Below are 20806 nucleotides of genomic sequence, written 5' to 3' on the forward strand. Positions count from 1 at the left end.
CGGGGGATGCGCCAGGCGGAGCCGGACTTATTTGCGGAAGGGCACCGAGGCGGTCAGCACCTCGCCCGAATTGTTGAACTCGACCTCGAAATCGACGGTGATCGCCTCGCCGTCAAGCAGAATGCGCGAGCCGATGCGCACGTCGCTGCCGGCGCGGTCGCGCTGCTGCTCGCGCAGATCGAAGCTGATGCGGTCGCCCTGCTGGCGGCCCATGGCCATGCCGGTGAAGCCGGCATTGGAGCTCATCGCGGCTTCGTAGCGACGGGTCTGGTCGTTGTAGGCGATGGTGCCGCTGACCGAGAGGTTCATGTCCACGAGGCTGCAGCGGCCGGCATAGTTGATGCGGGCCTGGTTGCCCTTGTTGATGTTGAGCCGGCAGCGGAAGGGCTCGCCGCGATTGCCGCCCGAGAGCCGCCCCTCGCCGCGCCAATCCCCGATATAGCTCGTGAGCAGCGCGATCTCGGCTTCGCCGGCCTGCGTCGCGGGTGCGGTCATCATTCCGGCGATCGCGAGCGCACCGAGCGTCGCAAGGCCTTTGGTCAGCAGTTTGGTCATCTGGTCATCCCCCTTGTCACGGCGTCACTTCCCAAACCGCGGGCTTACCTGCATGGTTGCAGTGCCGAGTCGACCGGCCGCCGCCCCGAGGGCGTGACGGCCGTGACGCTGCCACGCATGAGAGGGGGAATGCCGCGCCATGACAAGACACGCTCCGCAGGTTGTGACGCTGCGCATGGAGGCTTCCTTTGTTCGTGATCGCCCGCAAGGGGAAAAATGTCACTGATGAAAAAAATCGACAGCGAAACGGGCGCGGGCGCCGGGCCGATCATCGATGCGCGCGGGGTGGGCTATTCGCTCGAGATCGCCGGGCGACCGCTGCACATCCTGCGCGGGGTGGATCTGCGGGTGGAGCCGGGCGAGGTGGTCGCCATCGTCGGGCCCTCGGGCAGCGGGAAAACCTCGATGCTGATGCTGCTGGCGGGGCTCGAAAAGGCGACGGCGGGCACCGTGCGGGTCTGCGGCGAGGGTCTGACCGCCATGGGCGAGGACCAGCTGGCGCTGTTCAGGCGGCGCAATGTGGGCATCGTCTTTCAAAGCTTTCACCTCGTGCCCTCGCTTTCGGCGCTCGACAATGTAGGGCTCGCCCTCGAGATCGCGGCGCCTGAGCTGAGCCTTGCCGAAACGCGCAAGCGTGCCACCGCTGCGCTGGCCGATGTGGGGCTCGGGGACCGAGTCCATCACCGGCCATCGGCGCTTTCGGGCGGCGAGCAGCAGCGGGTGGGCCTTGCGCGTGCCATGGTCTCTCGCCCGAGGCTGCTGCTTGCGGACGAGCCGACGGGCAATCTCGACCAGAAATCGGGCGCGGTGGTGATCGATCTCATGTTCGGGCTCGCGCGCCAGCAGGGCGCGACCGTGGTGCTCATCACCCATGATCCGGCGCTGGCGGCACGGGCCGACCGCATGCTGACCATGACCAATGGGGAATTGGTGGAAAACATGCGGGAACCGGCCTGATGGGCCGGCTGCTCAAGGCGGTTCGCATCGGGCTGCTCGACATGCGGGGCGATCTGCGGCGCTTTGCGCTGCTCGTCGTCTGCCTTGCGGTCGGCACCGCGCTGATTGCGGGGGTGAACCTCGTGGGCGCGACGATCACCCGCGCAGTCAACGAGGACACCGCGCTCCTCATGGGCGGGGACATCGAACTCTCGCGCGCCGACCGGCCCGCCGATGCCGGGGAACTGGCGCTCTTTGCCCGCTACGGGCAGGTGGCGCAGGTGACCGACACCAATGTGCGCGCCGAGAACGGGGCGCTCGGCGCCTTTGTCGACCTCGTTTCGGTCGACGAGGCCTATCCGCTGCTCGGCAGCGTCAGGAGCCTCGACCTTGCCGAAGGCGAGCGCCCGGCCGGGCTGCTCGCGCCGCGCGAGGGCGTGCCCGGGGCGCTGCTCGACCCGTTGCTGCTCGACCAGCTCGGGCTTTCGGTCGGCGACGAATTCGAGATCGGCGGCACGGTTTTCGAAGCCCGTGGCACGTTCCGCAGCCTGCCGGACGGGCCGGTGCGCGGCTTCCGGCTCGGCATGCCCGCGCTCATCACGATCGAGGCGCTGCAGACGATTTCGGACCGCACTTCGCCCTTGCCCGGGCTCGGCACCTGGTTCCGCTACAAGCTGCTGTTCGACAACATGGACGCAGAGGCCGGGCGGGCCGAGATCGAGGCCGCGCTCGACGATCCGGGCTGGACGGTCCGTTCGGCCCGCGACGGGCTCGGGCCGATGGTGCGCTATTACGACCTCTTCATGAGCTTCCTCGTCATCGTCGGGCTCGCTTCGCTGCTGATCGGCGGGGTCAGCGTGTGGACGAGCATTTCGGCCTATGTCGCCGAGCGCGCCAACGTCATTGCGATCCTGCGGAGCATGGGTTCGGGGACAGGGCGGATCTTCATCCATTTTCTCTCGCAGGTTGCGGTCCTCGCGCTGGTAGGTGTCGGGATCGGCCTTCTCGTCGGGACGGTGGCGGCGCTCCTCGTCCTGCCCACGATCGGGGAGGCGGTGGGCATTGCGCTCACGGCGCGCTTCGATCCGCGTCCGCTGCTCGTTGCGGGCGGGGTGGGGCTCCTCACCGCTTTCGCCTTTTCCTATCTGCCGCTGCAGCAGGCCCAGACAATCACCCCGGTCAGCCTCTTCCGCTCCAAGGGGCTCGGCATTCCGCCCATCGACTGGCGCAGGCTTATGGGATCGGTCCATGTGCTGCCCATGATCGGGGCGGTCATCGGCTTTCTCTGGCTCGCCATCCTGATGACGGGCGACCCGCGGCTCGTCGGTGCGTTCGCGATCGCGAGCCTCCTCTCGGTGCTGGTCTTCAGGGCGGCGGTGGGGCTGGCGCAAGGGGCGCTGCGGCGGATGGGAGAGCCTTCGAACCGGCTCCTGCGCCATGCGCTGCGCGCCATTGCCGATCGCGGCTCCAATGCGGTCTCGGTCGTCATCTCGGTGGGGATGGCGCTGGCCATGCTGGTCGTCGTCCTCGTCCTCGAGGTCAATCTGCGCAATGAATTCCTCGGCGCCTCGGTGTTCGACGCGCCGACGCTGGTCGCCTCGGACCTCTTTTCGGACGAGGTCGAGGATCTGGCCGAACTTTCCCGCACCGATCCCGACATCGCCCTTTTCACCTTCACCCCCATGCTGCGCGGCACGCTCAGCGCCATTGACGGGGTGGCGGCCGACGAGGTGCGGACGCGTGGGCCGGAAGCCTCCTTCCTTTCATCGGGCGAGGTGCCGCTGACCTATAGAAGCGTCCTGCCGCCCACCTCCCGCATCGTCTCGGGCGCATGGTGGGCCGCCGATCATGCGGGGCCGCCGCTCGTTTCGCTGCACCACAGCCTGCGCAACGGGCTCGGGGTCGAGCTTGGGGACACGCTGAGCTTCACCATTTTCGGCGAAGAGATCACGGCCGAGATCGCGAGCTTCCGCGACTATTCCTGGCAGGGGGGCATCGATTTTCTCGCCACCTTCTCCCCCGGCGTGCTCGAGGACTTTCCCGCAACCCTGTTCGGGGCGGTGACGGCGGTGCCCGGACGCGAGGAGGCGGTCGAGCGCAGGCTCGCCGAAACGTTCCAAGACGTGCGCTTCATCGCCATCGGGGAAACGCTCGAACTGATTACCGATGCGCTCCGCCAGCTTTCGTTCGCCGCCTCGCTCGTGGGCGCCCTTGCGGTCAGCAACGGGCTTCTGGTGCTGATCGGCAGCCTGACGGCCGGACGGCGCCAGCGTGAGGCGGACGCCGTGATCAACACCGTGCTGGGCGCGACGCGGGGCGAGGTGATCGTCGGGCAGGTGATCCAGTACCTGATCCTGGGCAGTTTCGCCGCGCTTCTGGCCACCCCGCTCGGGATCGGGCTCGCCGCGGCGCTCGCCATGGTGCTGCTCGACGTGCAGTTCACCATCGGGTGGCTGTCGCTGGGGCTCGTCGATCTCGGCGCGATCGGGGTAACGACGCTACTGGGCGTGCTGACGCTGTCGCGCGCGCTGAGGGTGCGCCCGGCGCGGCTGCTGCGCGAATTCGAAGTGGCGTGAAAACAAGAAGGAGCCGGAAATGGCCGCTGTGAGCGAACTGGCGCGACTGCGCCGTGAGATCGATGGGCTGGTGCGGGCGGTGGAGCTCGACATGAGGCCCGGATCGCGCAGCCCCATGACCCCCGAGGCGAAGCGGCGGCTGAAATCGGAGATCGAGACCTGCATGCAGACGCTCGACGAATTGCGCAACCGCCTCGGAGGCTAGGGCGCGCCGGTCAGAAGATCAGCGAGAAGATCCCGATGACCACCAGAAGCCCGATGATGAAGATGATGCCGACGGCACCGCCGATGAACTTGAGCATTGTCGCATTCTCCTGAAGCAAGGTCTTTCCCCCAACGCGACCGGGGATCGGGGGTTCCGGGGGTCAGGGGCAGGCGGCCTGGTGAATGATGCCGGACCTGATGAGGGTCTGGATTGGCGAGACGACAATCACCATGAAGCGGAATGCAGGACGATGAGGATTAACGGTCCCGAGAATGCCAACAGCACCATTCGCGAGCGGCTCGAGCTCAGGCCGATCATCAATGTTTCGGGGACGATGACGGCGCTGGGCGCGTCGATCATCGTGCCCGAGGCGCTGAGGGCCATGGCCGAGATCGGCAGCCAGTGGATCGAGATGGACGAGTTGCAGCGGCGCGCCAGCGTGGTGGTTGCCCGGCTGACGGGCGGGGAGGCGGGGTTCATCACCGCCTGCTGCGCGAGCGGGATCTCGCTGGCGGTAGCCGGGGCGATCACGGGGACCAATCTGCTCGCGATCGAACGGCTGCCGGACCGCACGGACGCGCTCAGGGACGAAGTGCTGATCCAGACGGGGCATCTGGTCAATTATGGTGCGCCGGTCGACCAGTCGATCCGCGTGGCAGGCGGCAAGGTGGTGGCAATCGGCGCGGTGACGGGCACGTCCGACTTTCACGTGCGCGAGGCGATCACCGAGAAAACCGCGGCGGCGCTCTACGTCGTCTCCCACCATACGGTGCAGTACGGCATGCTGCCGCTCAAGGCCTTCGCCGCGCTCTGCCACGAGAAGGGGGTGCCGGTGATCGTCGATGCGGCCTCCGAATACGATCTGCGGCGGTTCCTCGCCGATGGGGCGGACATCGTGGTCTATAGCGGGCACAAATTCCTCGGCGGGCCGACCTCGGGGATCGTGACGGGCAGGAAGGATCTGGTGCGCGCGGCATTCCTGCAAAACCGCGGCATCGGGCGGGCGATGAAGGTGGGCAAGGAGACGATCGCCGGGACGATGGCGGCGCTCGAGGCCTGGGAGACGCGCGACAATGCGGGCATTCGCGCGCGCGAGACCGCGGCGCTCAGGCTCTGGAAATCGGTGCTCGACCCGGTGGCGGGGATCGGCGCTGAGATCGTGCCCGACCCCACGGACAATCCGCTCGACCGGCTTACCGTTTTCGTGAGGCCCGAGAGCGGGTTTTCGGCCAATGGGCTTGCCCGGGCGCTGGCCGCGGGCGAACCGCCGGTGATCGTGCGTAACCACGAGGTGGAGCGGGGCCATTTCTATCTCGACCCGTGCAATCTGCATCCGGGCGAGGCCGAGATCGTCGCCGAGCGGCTCAGGGCCACACTCGCCGCCCCGCGCCCCGACGACGCCATGGCGCCCCCCGACAAATCGAGCGCGCGCGTGCTCAGCTGGCCGGACTGAGCGGGGACGTCAGGCGGCCGGCTCGACCATGAACCGGGTGTGGAACGGAAGTGACGCGGCGCCGATCGCCTTGGCGAGTGGCGAGCAGATGGCCGAGCTTGAGGCGGATCTCGAGAACATCGACTGACCTCATATCCTCATCCCGGGGGCGCGAGGGTTTGGCGGGTGTGGGTGAGGAAGGCGGCGACGGCGGGGGGGAGGGGGCGGTTGGCGAGGACGCAGATGTCGTGGGTGGTGAGCTTGAAGCTCTCGACCGGCAGGGGGCGGCTGACGAGGAGGCCGGCGTCGAGCTCGCCGCGTATGGGCAGGCTCGGCAGGCACGCGATCAGCATGCCCGAGCGCACGAGCCCGCGGAGCGCCTCGATGGAATTGGTCTCCATCGCCGGCTGAAGTGCGATGCGTTCGCGGCGAAATTCGGCGTCGATGAGGCGCCTTATGGCAAAGCTGCTCTGCGGGAGCCCGAAGGGAAAGGCCGCAAGATCGGCCATGGTGAGTGTCTCGCGCGCGAGCAGCGGATGGCCGGGCGCAGTAACGAGGCAGAGCGGGTCGCGGATCTGCAGGGCGAAATCGAGCTGCGGATCGGGCTCGGCATCGAAGGCAAAGCCGATATCGGCCTCGCCCGCCTTGATGCCCTCGGCAATGCCGGCGGTGCCGGTGATGGTGAGTGAAAAGCCGATCCCCGGATAGCGGGCGCTGAAGGCCGCGACGAGCCCGGTCAGCACGTGGGAGACGAGCCCCTCGGTGGAGAGGAGGCGCACATGGCCGCGCCGCAGCCCGTTGATGGCGTCGATCTCGCCATGGAGCCGGGTGATGTCGAGCTGGACGTCGCGGGCGAACCGCGCCAGCACCTCGCCGGCCTCGGTGGGCGCGACCCCGCGCGGACGCCGCTCGAAGAGCGCGACGCCGAGCTGGTCCTCGAGCTTCATGATCTGCCGGCTGACCGCCGAGGGCGCCACGTTGAGATTGGCCGAAGCCTCGCGGATCGAGCCGCAGCGATAGACCTCGCGAAAATAGCGAATGAGCGCGGATTCCATCTCGTCCCCTCCGTTGCCCGCCACGCAACAAGATGTACAGAAATTGGCTCTTGTCGCAACGCTGCCCATGGGTTGATCATGACCAAAGGCGGTGCTGAGAGTTTGGGCGCGAGGGGCGCCCGTTCAGCCCGCGACGGCCCGACCCTCGGGCTCGAGGGTGGGCCGCTTTGGGCAGCACAGCAGAGGGACACGAACCATGACGCATTTTCTGAAGGCCCGGAGCGGGCCGCCACGCCGCCTTGCGGGGATCGGGCTTGCCGCACTCCTTGGCTCCACGCTGATTTCGGCCCCCGCCTTCGCGCAGTCGCTGACGCTGCGCTTTGCGATGATCACGGCCGAGACCTTCCCCTATATGGATGGCGCGAACCGGTTCAAGGAACTGGTCGAGGAGCGTTCGGGCGGCGAGATCGAAGTGCTGCTCTATCCCGGCGCGCAGCTGGGCAATGAGCGCGAGATCAACGAGGCGATCCTCGAGGGCTCGGTGCAGATCGGGATCGGGGCGGGCGCGATGGCGAACCTCGCGCCGATCTACAACATCGTGCAGGTGCCGTTCCTGATCCGTGGGCAGACGCATATGGAAGCGATCGCGCTCGGGGAGATCGGCGAGGAGCTGGCCCGCCGCATCGAGGAGCAGGCCGGCTTCCGGACGCTCGCCTGGTTCAGCACGGGTGACAGCCCGATCGAGACGGTGGACGTGCCGGTTTCGACCCCGGCGGACTTGCAGGGGCTGCGCATCCGCGTGATCGAGAGCCCGGTGCTGCTCGACGCGATGCGGGCGCTGGGCGCCAACCCCACCCCGACCGCCTATACCGAGGTCTATACGGGCCTGCAGCAGGGCGTTATCGAGGGCGCGCATCTCGACGTGCTGTCGGTCGACACGCTCAACATCGGCGAGGTCATCAACTACATGACCGACTGGGAGCAGATGACGTTCGTCTCCGAACCGCGCCCGGTGATCATGAGCGCGGAATTCTTCGACGGGCTCGACGAGGAGACGCAGACGATCATCTCCGAGGCGATGATCGAGGCGGCCGCCTATGAGCGCGAAGTGGTGGCCGGGCGCATGTCCGAGATCCGCGACAAGCTCGTCGCGCAGGGGATCACCATCACCGATGTCGATGCGGACGCCTTCATCGAACTGGTCAAACCGGTATGGTACAGCTATGCCGAACAGATCGGGGCGACCGATCTGCTCGAGCAGATCATTGCAGCGACCCCCTGAGGGCAGGCCATGACGCATTTGCGCCGGATCGGCGATCTCCTGGAACGGGCCGGCATCGGACTTGCCGGCACGCTGCTGGCTGTCGCGCTCGGCTCGATCTCGGCGCAGATCTTCTTTCGCTACGTCCTGGGCAACAGCCTGTCCTTCGCCGAGGAGCTGGCGCGCTATGCGCTGATCTGGAGCGCGATGGTGGGCGGCGCGGTCGCCTACCGGCAGGGCGCGCATGTGGCCATGACCATGGCGGTCGAGCGGTTCCCGGGCCCGATCGCCCTGATCGTCGGCAAGGCGGTGCATCTCTTCGTGGCCGCGTTCGCGGGGCTGCTCGCCTATCAGGGCTGGGCGATCGCGATGCGCAATTTCGCGCGCCAGCAATTGTCCCCGGCGCTGCAGATCGAGATCGGCTGGATCTACCTCGCGATCCCGGTGGGCGGGGCGCTGCTGCTGCTCGCGGCGATCGAGGCACTGTTCGTCTCGCGGACGGGCGAGCAGGTCTCGGCGCTCTGATGGCCGCGGGCCGGCCCGGTATCGGGCACTGAAGGGTTTGTGATGACACTCCTGGGCAGCCTCTTTTTCGGATTACTGGTCTTCGGGGTGCCGGTGGCCTTCGTGCTCGGGGGCGCGGCGACGCTCTATATCGTGCTCGTGGGAGGCGTGCCGCTTTCGACCGTGCCGCAGCGGATCTTTGCGGGGCTCGACCAGTTCGTGCTGATGAGCATCCCGTTCTTCATCCTCGCGGGCTTTCTGATGAACGAGGCGCAGCTGACCGGGCGGCTCGTGCAGTTCGCCAACTACATGGTCGGGCGCTGGCGGGCGGGGCTGGCGCAGGTCAATGTGGTGACCAGCCTCTTTTTCGGCGGGATCACGGGGGCTGCGACCGCGGACGTCGCGGCGATCGGCCCGATCATGATCCCGGCCATGGTCAAGCAGGGCTATTCGCGCGAGAACGCGACGGCGGTGACGGTGGCAAGCTCGATCGTGGGTCCGCTGCTGCCGCCCAGCATTCCGATGCTGGTCTACGGGATTTCCTCGGGCGCCTCGATCGGCTCGCTGTTCCTGGCCGGGGTGACGCCGGGGCTCGTCGCGGGCTTCGCGATGCTGGCGCTCAACCGCTATCTCTTCCGGCACATGGCGCCCACCGCCGTGCCGCTCGAAGGGGCGGGCAGCTCGATGGCGCGGATCACCGGGTTCTTTGCCAGCCTCAGGATCGCGCTCGTTGCGCTCGCCATGCCGCTGATCATCGTCGGCGGGGTGGTGGGCGGGGTGTTCACCCCCACCGAATCCTCGGTTGCGGCCGTCCTCTATGCGGGGATCGTGGGGCTCGCCATGCGCACCATGGGCCTGCGCGTGGTGGCCAGGATGATCGGGCTCACCGCCATCCTCTCGGCGACCATCATGCTGATCGTCGCGGGGGCGAACCTGCTGGGCTGGGTGCTGGCCTTCGAGCGCGTGCCGCAGGCGATCGCCGAGATGTTCCTGTCGCTGACCGACAATCGGTGGGTCTTCCTCCTGATGGTGATGGCGATCCTCCTCGTCGTGGGGCTCTTTCTCGAAACCTCGGGCGCGATCATCATCCTGACCCCGGTGCTGCTGCCCTCGGCGCTCGCCTACGGGTTCGATCCCATCCATTTCGGCGTGGTGATCGTGTTCGGGCTCGTCATCGGGCTGATCACGCCGCCCGTGGGGCTCTGCCTTTTCGTCGGATGCAGCGTGGGGGGCGTGCAATTGCACAGGCTTGCGCGCGCGGTGACGCCCTACATGGTGCTGCTCATCGTCGTCTACGCCTTCTTCGCTTTCGTTCCGCAGGCCTCGACCTGGTTGCCGAGCCTGCTCAATCCCATCGGCTGACGCCGGAAAGGACCCTGTCCCGTGATCTACGAACTGCGCATCTACGACATCATCCCCAACCGGCGCGGCGCGCTCTACGACCGGTTCAAGGCCGGAGCGCTGCGGCTGCTCGCCAAGCACGGGTTCAAGCTCGTCAACATGTGGGAGCCGACGGACGGGCAGGAAAAGCTCTTCTATATCCTCGAATGGGAGGACGAGACGGCGCGTGCGCGGGGCTGGAACAGCTTCCGCTCCGATCCCGAATGGCAGGAGCTCAAGAGCACGACCGAGGCCGCAGGCCCGATGGTGACCAAGATGGAGCACTTCTTCCTGCGTGACCTGCAGCTCCTGCCGAAAGACTAAGCGGCAGGAACGACAAAAGGGGGCGCGGCAAGGGTAACCCGCCGCGCCCCCTTTTTCATGGCCGGCGCTCAGACCGGCAGGACGCGTTCGCGCAGCACGCGGCGGCAATCCATCTCGAATTCGAGTTCCTGCACCGGGGGCCGGTTGTGGTGGAGGGTCAGCCCCAGATGCTGGCCGATCCGCTCGATCATTGCGCCTGCGATGTGGGGGTGGATATCGTGGACGGTATAGACCTGCACGCCCGTGGTGTCGGCCCAGCCCCGGCCGAGCGCGCCGAGCCGGTCTTCCATGGCGGCGAGGACGTAGTCGACCTTGGCGGCCATGCCCGCTTCGCTCAGATCTCCGCGGGCGATGGCGTGGTCGAGATAATTGCCCATGCCCTCGGGCACCTCGGCGCTGCCCGCGATGACGAAGGTGCGCTCATCGGTCTGGCTCGGGCGGGCGAAGCAGAAGGCATGGAAGGAGGGTTCTGCGGGCGGCAGGACTGCAGGGCAGACATTGGAGCGGGCGACGGGATTGTCCGCGCCGGCCATGAGCCCGAGCCGTTTCAGCCCGTCGACATAGAGCGTGTTGAAGGCGGCAAACCCATCTTCGGTGAAGGGGGCCGGCGAGCGGAGTTCGCACGCGCAGAAGGCGGTGCCGGGCACGCCTTCATCGGCAAGGACGCGCTCGATCAGCCCAAAGCCGGCTTCGAGCGCCACCGGACGCGAGAAGCGCACGCGCTCGATTTCGAAGCCGGGCAGGGCTTCGACCCCGGCCGAATACTGAAACACGCCCGGAATGAACCGATATCCGCCCTGCCTGAATTCGGCGACCATTGTCCCTTACCTCTTCTTGTGGCCTCTCTACCGGCCCGGGCAATCCCGGGGCGGTCGTTTTCCGGAGCAAGCATGGTGAGTTGGAGTGTTTCGATAAAGCGCCGATTTTCGAATGAGGTGTTGCCCAAAAGTGGGCGGCAGGCTCGACGGCCGGTCCGATCGCGGGCCATAAGGCAAGGATGATCCGCAAGCGCCTCCTGCAGCTTTCCCTGCTGCTCGTCCTCATCATCATCGTGGTGTCGCTCATTCCCGGCGGCGCGCGGCCGCAGACGCCGCTGCGGGCGGTGCACGAGCATCTGCTCGCCTATGGCGCGGTGGCGTTCTGGTTCGCGCTGCTGCTCAAGGGCATGGGCGCGCGGGTGGCGCTAATTGCCGGGCTTTCGGCGCTCGCGGGCGTGCTCGAACTGGTGCAGCTCGTCGTTCCGGGGCGCGAGGGGCAGTGGATCGACTTTCACTACAGCACAGCCGGCGCCGTGCTCGGCGGCCTTGGCGGCGCCCTCCTCGCCGAACTCGCCCGCCGCGTCAGCCGCAGCTTGCGGCGGTGATCGCCCGGGGGGCCGCCCGGGCCATGGACGATCAGCGCCCGAGAAGGGTTTCGGCGATGCGGGCGAGGCAGGCTTCGTAGGCCGTGAGGTCGGTGAGGCGGGCCTTGGGCGGCGCTTCGTGGCGGATGACGAAGCCGCCGCTCCTTGCGATGCCGCCATCGATCATCAGATTGTCGATCATCTCGTGGTTCTCGATCATCAGCCCGTCCGGGCCGACGAGCCGGCCGGTCTCGGCGGTCCGCGTGTCGCCGCCATAATGGTCCTCGGCGACGCGGGTGGCGTAGGGGCGGGCGGTGTTGGTGTAGCCGAAGGCCTTGGCGCCGCGCGCGACCATGTAGCCGAGCTCGTAGACCGTGCCCGGATCGGCGCTGACACCGCGGAAGGGGGTGAGGTTGGCGATGACGATGTCGGAGGCGTCCATCAGCTCTTCATTGTGGCGACTGATCATGGTGCCGAAGGTGAATTTGTCGCCGCCCTCATACTTCAGGAAATCGCCCTGACGCGCGCTCGGCTCCATGCCGTATTGCCGGCAGAGCGCGCGCTTTCTTTCGACCTGCGCGAAGCCCTCGGGCAGGAAGACCTCGGGGCCGGCGATGTAGACGCGGATCATGAGGCCGCTCCCGCGAGCGTGTCATGGAAGCGGGTGAGAAAGCCCTCGATGTCGACCTGGTCGATGACGAGGGCATTGGGTTCGCGCTTGTTGCCCCAGTAATCGATGATGGTGCGGCCGCGCGAGGGGCCTTCGGAGCAGTCGATCGTGACATTGCACTGCCGGCCCGAAAAGAGTTCGGGCCAGAGGCAGTAGCCGACCGCGCACATGTCGTGCATGGGCCGGCCCTTGCCGGCAAAGCGCGGATGGGCGACGGGGAGCGCCAGGAGCGGGGCGAGGAAATCGGCGCCCGGCGTGCCGATCTTCGCAACGCGCTCGGCGAGCGCGGTGTCGACGAGCACGGTCGACGTAGTGTCGAGCGGCAGGACGACGCGCTCGAAATCGGCCTCGAAGACGACCCGCGCGGCATGGGGGTCGGCATAGATGTTGTATTCGGCGGCGGGCGTGGTGTTGCCGAGCCCGATGGCGCCGCCCATGAGGACGAGGCGCTCGACCTTCAGTGCCAGCTCGGGCGCCTTGACGAGAACGACGGCAAGATTGGTCAGCGGGCCGACAAAGCAGAGCGTGACGCTGCGCTCGGGCGCGTCAGAAAGCGTGCGGATGAGGAAGTCGACCGCGTGCTCCTTTTCGAGCGGGGTCTCGACGGCCTCGAAGCGCACCCCGGCAATGCCGGTGTCGCCATGAATGTGCTTGGCGTGCACGTGCGGCACGGCGAGCGGGCGTGGGCAGCCGGCATAGACCGGGACCCGGCGCGGGGCGCGATCGAGGATGCCGCGGGTGTTCCACTGGGTCTGGTGCAGTTCGACATTGCCCGCGACGGTGGTGATGCCGGCGACCTCGATGCCCGGGGCCGAGAGCAGCAGCATGATGGCCACCGCATCGTCGAGGCCGGGGTCGCAGTCCAGAATGATCATCATGGTCCTTTCATCGCCTATTTCGGCGTCTTCTTGAGCTTGCGGACGGGCACGGGGCGGCGTCCGGCGGCGAGGGGTGACTTCGGCTTCGTAGCGGCGGGCTTGCTGGCGCGCGGCTTGCGCTGGCCGGGATGCTCGGGCTCGAGCCAGGGCAGCGCGAAGCTTGCGAACTGCTGCTCGATCTCGACCGAGCGCGGCGAACGGTGCGCGACGGCGCCCACCAGCCCTTCGAGGAGCGCGAGCACGCTGGCGTTCGAGGTCGAGGCGAGCTGGCGCTCGGCGCGGGCGTAGAGGACGGTCTCGGTCAGCGCCGCGATGGGGGAAGCGGGGCCGTCGGTGATGGCGATCAGCGGCACGCCGCGATCCTTGACGAAGCGCGAGAGTTCGACCGCATCGCGGAAATAGCGGGGGAAGGCGATGGTGATGACGAGGTCGGCCGGCCCGTAGCGAAAGAGCTGGCGGCTCGCCCCGAACGCGCCATCGGCGCTCGAGAGGCTGCGCACATTGGGCCGGTAGCGCCCGAGCCCGCTGGCGAGGAGCCCCGCCAGATGAGCCGAATTGTCGATGCCCACGACGTAGATGCGCTCGGCCCGGAGGATGAGGTCGACCGCCTCCGTGCAGGTTTCGGCGCGCAGATTCTGCCGCGTTGCCTCGAGATTGGCGAGGTCCTGGCTGATGGAGGCGGCAATGATCTCGGCGCTGGTGGACTGGCGGGAGATCTCGTTCTTGAGCTTTTCGACCGGCGCGAAGGCCGAGGAAAAGCCGCTGATGAGCTCGGCGCGGAACTCGGCATAACCCTTGAAGCCGATGGCGCGCGCAAAGCGGTTGGCGGTGGCGACCGAAACCCCGACGCTCTGCACCGCCCCATGGATCGAGGTGCGCGCGACCTCGACCGGCTCGGCCAGCACATAGTCTGCGAACGCCCTCAGCGCCCCGCTGAACTGGGGATAGGCGCGCGATATCCGCTCGGGAATGGTGCCCGAGACGCTCCCGCTTTCGGCGGGCCGGGCATGAAGGGACGTCATCGACTCTTTCTCCGTTGATACATTTGTAACATGTGCTAGAGTTTTGTGTAACAGAAGTTTCTGTTGGGGCTTTGGTGCCCGTCCGCGTGACGGGCCGGAAGGAAGGGACCATGACACAAAACCTGCTGATTTCTCGCCGTCACTTCGTCGCCGGGGCCGGTGCGGCCCTCGGCATGATGCCGTTTTTCGGTTCAGGCGCCTTCGCGCAGGAGCGGACGAGCATCACCACCGCCTTCGGCTGGGTGCCGAACGTGCAGTATGCGGGCCACTGGATCGCGCTCGAGAACGGGTATTTCGCCGAGGAGGGGATCGACGCCGAGCACCTGCCGGGCGGCCCGAACGCGCCACAATCGCTCGTGACCCTCGCAACGGGCAATGCCCAGGTTGCGCACGGCCAGTGGCTGCCGCTGCTCGACGCGCGGGCGCGCGGCAATGATTTCGTGATGATCGGGGCGAACTTTCCGGTCAATCCGGCGGGCGTCATCTCGCTGCCGGGCCGGCCGATCCGGCAGGCAAGCGACCTCGTGGGCGCCCGGATCCTCGCGCAGGTCGAATCGGACCGCCAGATCATCGAGACGATCTTTGCGCTCAACGGGCTCGAGGACGATTACACCTTCGTGCCGTCGGGCTTCTCGCCCGAGCCGCTGATTGCGGGCGATGGCGACGTCTACATGGCCTTCGTCACCAACCAGCCGATCACGCTCGAGCAGATGGGCATGGTTGCGGGCGAGGACTTCATCGTGACGCTGCTGGCCGACCTCGGCTATGTGCAGCCGGGCGTCATCTTCGTCACCGAGCGGGCAACGCTCGAAAGCCGTCGCGACGAACTGGTGCGCTATCTGCGCGCGCTGCTGCGCGGCTGGCAGACCAATGCCGAGGATCCCGAATATGCGGCCCGGCTCGTCGTCGAGAAATACGGCGCAGACCTGGGGCTCGACCTCAACCAGCAGATCCGGCAGAACGAACTGCAGATCCCCTATGTCGAAGCGCCGGACGGCAAGGGCATGTTCTGGCTCGACGAGGCCATGGTGACGGGCCCGATGTACGACGTCGCCCGTGCCCAGGAGCGCGAGCTGCCCGCTTCGCTCGAGGACATCTACGACATGAGCCTGCTCGCCGAGGCCCAGGCGAGCCTCTAAGGCCCCTCGACCGGGGCGTTCAAGCGCCCCGGTCTTTCCTTTCGACGCAATTTTTCGAGGACCATCAGTGACCGATCCCGCCAACGCCGCCCCAGAACCCGTCGACATTCTCGTTACCGGGTGCGACGTCGTCACCCTCGACGATGCGGGCACGATCATCAGGAACGGCGCCATCGCCATCAAGGGCGGCCGGATCGTCTGGATGGGCAAGGCGGACGATGCGACGGGCAGGTTCACTCCCGAAACGCGGGTCGATGGCAGCGACCGGATCGCCATGCCCGGGCTGATCGACGGGCACATGCATACCGCCCAGCAATTGCTGCGCGGCAAGATCTTCGAAATGCAGCGCAAGCGCGCGCTCAAGATCCCGATCTGGAAGAATTATTACATCCCCTTCGAGGGCATGCTGACGCCCGAGGATGTCGAGCTCTCCGGGCTCGTCGCCTATACCAACATGATCAGCGTAGGGACGACCTGCTTTGCCGAAGCCGGCGGACCGCATCCGGACGCGATGGGCGAGGCGGCACTCGAGGTCGGCATTCGCGGCTTCATCGCGCTCTCGACGGTCGACCAGACCTCGGGGATCGGCGCGACCGTGCCCGCCTCGATGATGATGAACACACAGCAGGCTTATGACCGGAACGTCGAGCTGGTCAATCGCTGGGCGGGGCAGGACCGGGTGAAGGCGTGGCTGGGGCTGCGCCAGATTATCGTCTGTTCGCCCGAGCTCATCAAATCCATGTCGGCGGCGGCGCACGAGCTCGACGTCAAGATCCATACCCACCTCTGCGAAGGGGCCTATGAGATCGACTATGCGCTCGAGCATTTCGGCAAGCGCCCGACCGAATATCTCGCCGATCTGGGCGTGCTCGACCATCACCTCCATTGCGCGCATTCGGTGCTGCTCTCGCCCGACGAGGTCGATCTCTACGTCAAGCACCGGCCCTCGGCCTGCCATTGCGGGTTCAACAATTATTCGATCGGGGCGCCGCGGCTGCTCGAGATGTGGCGCAAGGGCATCGACATCGGGCTCGGCACCGACGGGGCGGCGGCGTGGGGCCCGCTCGACATCTTCCAGGTGGCGCATGTGACGCGGATCGGCCAGCAGGCGCTGGCGGGGACGCCCTGGCACATGCGCACGGCCATTTCGAGCGAGGAACTGCTCGCCATCGCCACCCGCGGCGGCGCGCGGGCGCTGGGGCTCGCCGACGAGCTCGGCAGCCTCGAAACGGGCAAGCGGGCCGACATCCTCCTCGTCGACACGACCCAGATGGACCAGCAGCCCATCCTCGATCCGCTGTTTGCGGTCTCGAGCATGGTGGTGGGGCGCGACGTGCGCAGCGTAATCGTCGATGGCAAGCTCGTGATGAAGGAACGCGAATTCCTCACCGTCGACACCGACGCGATCAAGGCACGGCTTGCCGCGCGCGGGCCCGAACTCATGGCGCGCTTCGAGGCGCTGGTTGCATGACAGACAGAACGGCCGCACCGGCCATCGACTTCCGGGGCGTCACCAAGAGCTTCCGTCTGCCGGACGGCAAGACGCTGACGGCCCTGACCGATACGAGCCTGTCGGTGGGGAAGGGCGAGTTCGTCGCGCTGCTCGGTCCCAGCGGCTGCGGCAAGAGCACGCTCCTGCGGCTCGTCGCCGGGCTCGAAGCGCCGAGTTCGGGCGCGGTCGCGGTCGAGGGGCGGGCGCCCGAGGAGCTGGTGAAGGCGCACCGGCTCGGCATCGCGTTTCAGGAGCATGCGCTGCTGCCCTGGCTGACGGTGCGCCAGAATATCGAGCTGCCCTTCCGCATTGCCGGACGGCCGGTGATGCGCGAGCGGGTGCAGGGGCTGATCAATCTCGTGGGGCTCGCGGGCTTCGAGGCGGCACGGCCAAAGCAGCTTTCGGGCGGCATGCGCCAGCGCGTGGCGATCGCGCGTTCGCTGGTGCTCGAGCCTGAAATCCTGCTGCTCGACGAACCCTTCGGGGCGCTCGACGCGGTGACGCGTCGGCAGATGAATGTGGAGCTCCAGCGCATCTGGTCGGAAAGCCGGATCTCGACGCTGCTCGTCACCCATGCGGTGGAGGAGGCGCTGTTCCTCGCCGACCGCGTGATCGTGCTCAGCGGACGGCCGGGCAAAGTGGTGCGCACGCTCGAAGTGCCCTTCGCGCGCCCGCGGCACCCCGATGTGATGCGGACGGCCCAGTTCCATCAGCTGGTGGACGAACTGACCGAAACGCTTCACCCCACGGACGGAGCGGGCCATTGAGCGGGGAGCGGACCCAATCGGCGCTGCTGGGCGCACTCGGGGTCGCGCTGATGCTCGGCGCCTGGGAGGTGATCGGGCAGAACCGGCTCGTGGGCATGACCTGGCCGCCCTTTTCGAGCGTCATGGCGTTTCTCTTCGATCCTTCGCGCCAGGCGCTCTTTTCGCGCGCGTTGACGGCGACGCTCGGCTCGGCCGGGCTCGGCTATCTGATCGGCGGGCTCGCGGGGCTGGCCTTCGCGATGCTGGGGCAGATCCTGCCGGTGCTGCGCCCCGGCACGGACCGGGCGACGGCCGTGATCCACGCCATTCCCTCGATTGCGCTCGCGCCGATCTTCATCGTGCTTTTGAGCCGCGAGGCGGCGCCGACGGCGCTGGCCGCGCTCAACGCCTTCTTCGTCTTCTATGTCGCGGGCGCCTCGGGGTTCGCGTCCTCGAGCCAGACCCAGCGTGACCTGATGGCGGCGCTCGGCGCTTCGGGCACCAAGCGTTTCTTCCATGTCGACCTGCCGGCGGCTTTTCCCGGCATCGTCAGCGGCATGAAGCTTGCGGTGCCGGCCGCGCTGATCGGCGCGATCATCGGGGAATGGTTCGGCGCGCCGCGGGGGCTCGGCATCCTCATCGTCAATGCCATGCAGAATTTCCAGATCCCGCTGCTCTGGAGCGTCGTGGTGCTGGCGGCAACGACATCGCTCGTGCTCTTTTCGGCAATGACCCTTCTCGAACGCATCGTGCACGAGCGCTACAGATGAGCCAGTCCGCAACCGCCAACGGGCCCGCGCGGCCCTCGCTAGTCGGCCGGATCGGGCGGACGCTCCTCAATTTCTGGGGCATCGCGCTCATCCTCGTGCTCTGGGAAGCGCTGGTCGTCCTCAACGATTTCAACGTCATCGTCATGCCCCGGCCCTGGGCGGTGTTCGCCGACATCTGGGCCAATCCCGGACTGTACCTCCAGAACTTCATGCAGACCGCCTGGGTGGCGATGGGCGGGCTGGTGCTCGGGATGATTGCGGGAACGACCATCGCGGTGCTCGCCTGGTCCTCGCGGATCCTCAACGGGCTCCTTACCCCGATCGGGCTCATCTTCTCCTCGATCCCGGTGGTCGCGATGATCCCGGTTCTGGCGCGGATGCTGGGCTATGGCACCGAAACCGTGCTGGCGATCGTCGCCATCCTCTCCTTTTTTCCGTTCTTCGTCTTCACCGGTTCGGGGCTGAAGCTGCTGCCGGCGGGGAGCGCGGACCTCTTCTCAGTGTTCGGGGCGAAAAAGCACCAGCGGCTCTTTCACCTGGCGCTGCCCTCGGCGCTGCCGAACTGGACGGTGGCGCTGCGCCTTGCGAGCGCCAATGCCATTCTCGGGGCGATGGTCGCCGAATTCCTGATGGGCACGAGCGGGCTGGGGCAGATGCTGCATGCGGCGAGCCAGGCCTTCAACACCGAGCGCGCGCTCGGGGCCAGCGTCTGCGCGACAATCGGGTCGGTGACGCTCTTCGTGCTCGTCGTCTCGCTCGAGGCGCGCGTGCGCGAGCGCTGGACCTGAGGCGGGAGCAGAGGGACATGGCTGGGCGGATCGTCGTCATCGGCAGCAACATGATCGATCTCGTGACCTATGCGCGGCGCATGCCGGAGCGGGGCGAGACGCTGGAGGCCGAGCGCTTCCAGAGCGGGTTCGGCGGCAAGGGCGCCAACCAGGCGGTGGCGGCGGCGCTGCTGGGCTCTGAGGTCGCAATGATCGGGCGGGTGGGCGATGATGATTTCGCCACCGGCACGCTCGCCAATTTTGCCCGGCACGGGATCGATGCGACCCATGTTGTGCGGGTGCCGGGGGTGGCGAGCGGGGTCGCGCCGATCCTCGTCGAGCCGGGCGGGGAAAACCGCATCCTGATCGCGCCGGGCGCGAATGCGCATCTGCTGCCCAAGGATCTCCTGCCGGCGCGCGGGCTCGTCGAAGGCGCGGCGCTTGCGATCTTCCAGCTCGAGATCCGCACCGAGACGGTGCTCGCCGGGCTCGAAATGGCGCGGAAGGCCGGGGTTGCGACGCTGCTGAACCCGGCGCCCGCGCCGGATGCTCCGCTGCCCGAGGGCATGCTCGGGCTCGTCGACCACCTCGTGCTCAACCAGAGCGAACTCGCCATTCTCTCCGGCCTTGCGCCCGACGCCGAGATCGACGTGATCGATTCGGCCAACGGGCTGCTGGCGCGCGGGGTCGGGCGGGTGGTGGTGACGCTGGGCGCGCGCGGGGCGCGGCTCGTCGGGCCCGAAGGCGTCGCGGTAATCGCCCCGGTGCCGGTCACGGCGCTCGACACGACGGGGGCGGGCGACGCGTTCATCGGGGCCTTCGCCCATTTCCTCGTTTCGGGAAGCCCGCTCGAAACGGCGCTTGCGGCGGCGAGCCGCTATGCCGCGCTTTCGGTGACGCGGCCGGGAACGCAATCATCCTATGCGGACAGAGCGAGCTTTGCGCGGTTCTCGGCAGGCGCCGTGGCCTAGCGGCGGCTTTCGGCGCGGGGGGAGGGGCGCGGCGCCCTCGGTAAAGACATGGCCGTCGGCCATGCGCTTCAACAGCCGGTCGCGCGCTGCGGTCACATGGTCGAAGACGGCCCGGCCCGCGCCCTCCGCATCGCGCCGCTCGAAGGCGCGGACGATGTCCTCATGCTCGGCGATGACGGTGTCGTAGACGGCCGGGATGTAGCCCCCGAGACTGTCGCCGACTGTGCGCACGACGCGCGTGCGCCCCTCGAGGATCATCTCGGCCTGCCGGTTGCCGGCGAGCCGGTAGATGCGGTTGTGGAAATGCACGTTTTCATGGGTCGCGACCATCGGCTTGCCCGAGCGAATGAGCGCGCAGAGATCGGTGTGGATGGTGCGCAGATCGGCGATGTCGGCATCGGTCGCGCGCTCGACGGCGCGGGTGGCGAGCATGGATTCGATGCCGACGCGGATGTCGTAGATGTTGCGGATGTAGTCCTCGGTCAGGGCCTCGATCTTGAAGCCGCGATGCGCGAGCGAGATCAATATGCCCTCGCCCTCGAGCTGCCGCAGGGCCTCGCGGATCGGCATGTTGCTGACCGCATAGCGTGAGGTGAGGCTCTCGATGGTCACGTCCATGCCCGGCTGGAGCACGCCCGCGACGAGATCGGCGATGATGGCGCGCTTCACTCGCAGATAGGTCGGTTCGTTGAGCGGCGTCGGCGCGTCGGCGGCCATGGCATTCTCCAAAGGTCTAATGGCTCGTTTGGCACGATAGCACAGGTTTGCGCAAATGTGGCGTTGACGATCACTGATCTTTGCGCAAATGTACGACGCGTCGCGCCGGGCGATCGGACCCGGG

General features: G+C 67.4%; 23 protein-coding genes. 15 read left to right on the top strand and 8 right to left on the bottom strand.

All coding sequences use genetic code 11. The features are described 5' to 3' along the window. Positions 1–27 precede the first annotated feature (27 nt). Positions 28–555: a heme-binding beta-barrel domain-containing protein gene (locus EMQ25_RS01965; RefSeq protein WP_127186872.1), complete on the bottom strand. Its 528-nt coding sequence runs from the start codon at positions 553–555 to the stop codon at positions 28–30. Positions 556–780: 225 nt separating this feature from the next. Here EMQ25_RS01965 and EMQ25_RS01970 point away from each other — a divergent pair, with 225 nt between their 5' ends. From EMQ25_RS01970 to EMQ25_RS01980, 3 genes are read left to right on the top strand one after another with little or no spacing between them, the layout of a single operon-like run. Beyond that, entirely contained in the window at positions 781–1512 is a 732-nt protein-coding gene (locus EMQ25_RS01970) for an ABC transporter ATP-binding protein (RefSeq protein WP_127186873.1), read from the top strand. Then, entirely contained in the window at positions 1512–4067 is a 2556-nt protein-coding gene (locus EMQ25_RS01975) for an ABC transporter permease (RefSeq protein WP_127186874.1), read from the top strand. Before EMQ25_RS01970 ends, EMQ25_RS01975 begins: the two co-directional genes overlap by 1 nt. 19 nt (positions 4068–4086) lie before the next feature. Beyond that, the gene (locus tag EMQ25_RS01980) at positions 4087–4272 is read left to right on the top strand and encodes a hypothetical protein (protein WP_127186875.1); all 186 of its coding nucleotides are present in this window, start codon (positions 4087–4089) and stop codon (positions 4270–4272) included. Positions 4273–4282: 10 nt separating this feature from the next. Here the strand turns inward: EMQ25_RS01980 and EMQ25_RS18585 are convergent, their stop codons facing one another. Continuing rightward, entirely contained in the window at positions 4283–4390 is a 108-nt protein-coding gene (locus EMQ25_RS18585) for a small membrane protein YohP (protein ID WP_483189275.1), read from the bottom strand. A gap of 132 nt (positions 4391–4522) precedes the next feature. Here EMQ25_RS18585 and EMQ25_RS01990 point away from each other — a divergent pair, with 132 nt between their 5' ends. Then, positions 4523–5725, top strand: coding sequence for an aminotransferase class V-fold PLP-dependent enzyme (locus EMQ25_RS01990; RefSeq protein WP_127186876.1), 1203 nt, complete (start codon positions 4523–4525; stop codon positions 5723–5725). A gap of 137 nt (positions 5726–5862) precedes the next feature. Here the strand turns inward: EMQ25_RS01990 and EMQ25_RS01995 are convergent, their stop codons facing one another. Then, positions 5863–6759 (bottom strand): LysR family transcriptional regulator, encoded by an 897-nt coding sequence (locus tag EMQ25_RS01995; RefSeq protein ID WP_158625919.1) that lies wholly within the window; start codon positions 6757–6759, stop codon positions 5863–5865. 196 nt (positions 6760–6955) lie between these two features. On the opposite strand from EMQ25_RS01995, the gene EMQ25_RS02000 reads away from it, so the two are divergent. From EMQ25_RS02000 to EMQ25_RS02015, 4 genes are read left to right on the top strand one after another with little or no spacing between them, the layout of a single operon-like run. After that, positions 6956–7981 (top strand): TRAP transporter substrate-binding protein, encoded by a 1026-nt coding sequence (locus EMQ25_RS02000; protein ID WP_127186878.1) that lies wholly within the window; start codon positions 6956–6958, stop codon positions 7979–7981. A 9-nt stretch (positions 7982–7990) separates the two neighbouring features. After that, positions 7991–8485 carry a TRAP transporter small permease gene (locus tag EMQ25_RS02005; RefSeq protein ID WP_127186879.1) on the top strand — a complete coding sequence of 165 codons (495 nt, stop codon included), beginning with the start codon at positions 7991–7993 and terminating at the stop codon, positions 8483–8485. Positions 8486–8527: 42 nt separating this feature from the next. Next, the gene (locus EMQ25_RS02010) at positions 8528–9826 is read left to right on the top strand and encodes a TRAP transporter large permease (protein WP_127186880.1); all 1299 of its coding nucleotides are present in this window, start codon (positions 8528–8530) and stop codon (positions 9824–9826) included. A gap of 21 nt (positions 9827–9847) precedes the next feature. Then, positions 9848–10168, top strand: a complete 321-nt coding sequence (locus EMQ25_RS02015) for an NIPSNAP family protein (RefSeq protein WP_127186881.1) — start codon at positions 9848–9850, stop codon at positions 10166–10168. 68 nt (positions 10169–10236) lie between these two features. Here the strand turns inward: EMQ25_RS02015 and cnbZ are convergent, their stop codons facing one another. After that, positions 10237–10986, bottom strand: coding sequence for a 2-amino-5-chloromuconate deaminase CnbZ (gene cnbZ / locus EMQ25_RS02020; protein ID WP_127186882.1), 750 nt, complete (start codon positions 10984–10986; stop codon positions 10237–10239). Between the two features lie 179 nt (positions 10987–11165). Here cnbZ and EMQ25_RS02025 point away from each other — a divergent pair, with 179 nt between their 5' ends. Continuing rightward, positions 11166–11531: a VanZ family protein gene (locus tag EMQ25_RS02025; RefSeq protein ID WP_127186883.1), complete on the top strand. Its 366-nt coding sequence runs from the start codon at positions 11166–11168 to the stop codon at positions 11529–11531. A gap of 31 nt (positions 11532–11562) precedes the next feature. Here EMQ25_RS02025 and EMQ25_RS02030 read toward each other — a convergent pair whose 3' ends face one another. The 3 genes from EMQ25_RS02030 to EMQ25_RS02040 are packed head-to-tail and all read right to left on the bottom strand — an operon-like array spanning position 11563 to position 14080. Beyond that, complete coding sequence (locus tag EMQ25_RS02030) at positions 11563–12141, bottom strand: nucleoside 2-deoxyribosyltransferase (RefSeq protein ID WP_244606431.1); 579 nt, start codon at positions 12139–12141, stop codon at positions 11563–11565. After that, the gene (locus EMQ25_RS02035; protein WP_127186884.1) at positions 12138–13058 is read right to left on the bottom strand and encodes a nucleoside hydrolase; all 921 of its coding nucleotides are present in this window, start codon (positions 13056–13058) and stop codon (positions 12138–12140) included. The genes EMQ25_RS02030 and EMQ25_RS02035 overlap by 4 nt, the downstream gene beginning before the upstream one ends. Before the next feature lie 14 nt (positions 13059–13072). Beyond that, positions 13073–14080, bottom strand: coding sequence for a MurR/RpiR family transcriptional regulator (locus EMQ25_RS02040; RefSeq protein WP_127186885.1), 1008 nt, complete (start codon positions 14078–14080; stop codon positions 13073–13075). A gap of 110 nt (positions 14081–14190) precedes the next feature. On the opposite strand from EMQ25_RS02040, the gene EMQ25_RS02045 reads away from it, so the two are divergent. From EMQ25_RS02045 to rbsK, 6 genes are all read left to right on the top strand, one after another. Then, entirely contained in the window at positions 14191–15219 is a 1029-nt protein-coding gene (locus tag EMQ25_RS02045) for an ABC transporter substrate-binding protein (protein ID WP_127186886.1), read from the top strand. Positions 15220–15286: 67 nt separating this feature from the next. Next, a complete protein-coding gene (locus tag EMQ25_RS02050; protein WP_127186887.1) occupies positions 15287–16690 on the top strand; it encodes an amidohydrolase family protein in 1404 nt (467 codons plus the stop codon). Continuing rightward, entirely contained in the window at positions 16687–17478 is a 792-nt protein-coding gene (locus EMQ25_RS02055; RefSeq protein WP_127186888.1) for an ABC transporter ATP-binding protein, read from the top strand. Before EMQ25_RS02050 ends, EMQ25_RS02055 begins: the two co-directional genes overlap by 4 nt. Then, a complete protein-coding gene (locus tag EMQ25_RS02060; RefSeq protein WP_127186889.1) occupies positions 17475–18227 on the top strand; it encodes an ABC transporter permease in 753 nt (250 codons plus the stop codon). Before EMQ25_RS02055 ends, EMQ25_RS02060 begins: the two co-directional genes overlap by 4 nt. A 230-nt stretch (positions 18228–18457) precedes the next feature. Then, positions 18458–19015 carry an ABC transporter permease gene (locus EMQ25_RS02065; protein ID WP_425290223.1) on the top strand — a complete coding sequence of 186 codons (558 nt, stop codon included), beginning with the start codon at positions 18458–18460 and terminating at the stop codon, positions 19013–19015. Positions 19016–19032: 17 nt separating this feature from the next. After that, entirely contained in the window at positions 19033–19965 is a 933-nt protein-coding gene (gene rbsK / locus EMQ25_RS02070; protein ID WP_127186891.1) for a ribokinase, read from the top strand. Here the strand turns inward: rbsK and EMQ25_RS02075 are convergent. Next, positions 19909–20682: a GntR family transcriptional regulator gene (locus EMQ25_RS02075; RefSeq protein ID WP_127186892.1), complete on the bottom strand. Its 774-nt coding sequence runs from the start codon at positions 20680–20682 to the stop codon at positions 19909–19911. The two genes, rbsK and EMQ25_RS02075, sit on opposite strands and share 57 nt — an antisense overlap. Positions 20683–20806: the final 124 nt, after the last annotated feature.

This window comes from Arsenicitalea aurantiaca, from assembly GCF_003994485.1.
GTDB lineage: Bacteria > Pseudomonadota > Alphaproteobacteria > Rhizobiales > Devosiaceae > Arsenicitalea > Arsenicitalea aurantiaca.

Bases quoted from the DNA above. Each gene is read 5' to 3' on its own strand.
- EMQ25_RS01975 (WP_127186874.1), top strand. From the start codon at position 1,512: ATGGGCCGGCTGCTCAAGGCGGTTCGCATCGGGCTGCTCGACATGCGG.
- EMQ25_RS01995 (WP_158625919.1), bottom strand. From the start codon at position 6,759: ATGGAATCCGCGCTCATTCGCTATTTTCGCGAGGTCTATCGCTGCGGC.
- EMQ25_RS02035 (WP_127186884.1), bottom strand. From the start codon at position 13,058: ATGATGATCATTCTGGACTGCGACCCCGGCCTCGACGATGCGGTGGCC.
- EMQ25_RS02065 (WP_425290223.1), top strand. From the start codon at position 18,458: ATGGGCGGGCTGGTGCTCGGGATGATTGCGGGAACGACCATCGCGGTG.
- EMQ25_RS02025 (WP_127186883.1), top strand. From the start codon at position 11,166: ATGATCCGCAAGCGCCTCCTGCAGCTTTCCCTGCTGCTCGTCCTCATC.
- EMQ25_RS02000 (WP_127186878.1), top strand. From the start codon at position 6,956: ATGACGCATTTTCTGAAGGCCCGGAGCGGGCCGCCACGCCGCCTTGCG.
- EMQ25_RS01980 (WP_127186875.1), top strand. From the start codon at position 4,087: ATGGCCGCTGTGAGCGAACTGGCGCGACTGCGCCGTGAGATCGATGGG.
- EMQ25_RS02005 (WP_127186879.1), top strand. From the start codon at position 7,991: ATGACGCATTTGCGCCGGATCGGCGATCTCCTGGAACGGGCCGGCATC.
- EMQ25_RS02075 (WP_127186892.1), bottom strand. From the start codon at position 20,682: ATGGCCGCCGACGCGCCGACGCCGCTCAACGAACCGACCTATCTGCGA.
- EMQ25_RS02040 (WP_127186885.1), bottom strand. From the start codon at position 14,080: ATGACGTCCCTTCATGCCCGGCCCGCCGAAAGCGGGAGCGTCTCGGGC.
- cnbZ (WP_127186882.1), bottom strand. From the start codon at position 10,986: ATGGTCGCCGAATTCAGGCAGGGCGGATATCGGTTCATTCCGGGCGTG.
- EMQ25_RS01970 (WP_127186873.1), top strand. From the start codon at position 781: ATGAAAAAAATCGACAGCGAAACGGGCGCGGGCGCCGGGCCGATCATC.
- EMQ25_RS02055 (WP_127186888.1), top strand. From the start codon at position 16,687: ATGACAGACAGAACGGCCGCACCGGCCATCGACTTCCGGGGCGTCACC.
- EMQ25_RS02010 (WP_127186880.1), top strand. From the start codon at position 8,528: ATGACACTCCTGGGCAGCCTCTTTTTCGGATTACTGGTCTTCGGGGTG.
- rbsK (WP_127186891.1), top strand. From the start codon at position 19,033: ATGGCTGGGCGGATCGTCGTCATCGGCAGCAACATGATCGATCTCGTG.
- EMQ25_RS02045 (WP_127186886.1), top strand. From the start codon at position 14,191: ATGACACAAAACCTGCTGATTTCTCGCCGTCACTTCGTCGCCGGGGCC.
- EMQ25_RS01965 (WP_127186872.1), bottom strand. From the start codon at position 555: ATGACCAAACTGCTGACCAAAGGCCTTGCGACGCTCGGTGCGCTCGCG.
- EMQ25_RS02030 (WP_244606431.1), bottom strand. From the start codon at position 12,141: ATGATCCGCGTCTACATCGCCGGCCCCGAGGTCTTCCTGCCCGAGGGC.
- EMQ25_RS01990 (WP_127186876.1), top strand. From the start codon at position 4,523: ATGAGGATTAACGGTCCCGAGAATGCCAACAGCACCATTCGCGAGCGG.